Source organism: Rhodococcus sp. G6(2025) (assembly GCF_058628105.1).
The window spans coordinates 4,227,411-4,228,086 of the sequence record NZ_CP179750.1; the positions used below are offsets into that span (position 1 = coordinate 4,227,411).

Genomic DNA, 676 nt, shown 5'->3' on the forward strand with positions numbered 1-676 from the left:
CTCGACTCGAACGTACGACGTGGCATCAGGATAGTGCCGTCATGCAAGGTCGTCGGCGAATCGAGCGGAGCGCCCGTGGGTGGGCGTCTGCTTCAGTACCGGGAGTAGTGCTGTCCACTCACCTGGTCACCGGCGCAGATGCACTTACGTTCGAGGCTTCGCGCCGAGGTCACGGCACAGAACCGAATCCCGAGCTCGTCGTGGGAATCCGCGCTGTGTGGGCATGCCGTGCACGACGCCTCCGATTCCACCACCAGCGCGGAGTTCGGAGACTCGGACACGAGGAAATTGGACACATCAGTCGGGTTCGACGCCATGGCGGCGCTCCAGTTCTCGGCCTTTCGACTGCAGGCCGGTGTGGGCGCCGAGGACGACATGGCATGACCGCGCATATTCGAATAACCCTCGACAACCACCACGCTACCCCCTCACGGCCCAACCCCGCCCCGTCACCATTTCGTGACCTCGCCAGACGCACGCGTCGACCGACTGATCGGGCGGGCACCCTCGGCAGGTACTGAGGGCGGCACGAACCACGGCGGGCGGGGGCATTTCCGCAGGTACAGGACATACTGGTAGTAACGGACCTGGTCGTGCCCGCGATATAGATCAGCTAAGCCGAAAACGTCCGACCCAGAGGCAATCGCCGTTGGTTGCCGTCGGGAGGTTCTAGTAA

The 676-nt window shown here is 63.5% G+C and carries 1 protein-coding gene; it reads right to left on the minus strand.

What is annotated here, in order from left to right:
* Window positions 1–92: 92 nt before the first annotated feature.
* On the minus strand, window positions 93–317 hold the full coding sequence (locus ACLIVD_RS19420; RefSeq protein WP_283332538.1) for an RGCVC family protein: 225 nt from the start codon (window positions 315–317) through the stop codon (window positions 93–95).
* Window positions 318–676: the final 359 nt, after the last annotated feature.

Bases quoted from the DNA above. Each gene is read 5' to 3' on its own strand.
- ACLIVD_RS19420 (WP_283332538.1), bottom strand. From the start codon at position 317: ATGGCGTCGAACCCGACTGATGTGTCCAATTTCCTCGTGTCCGAGTCT.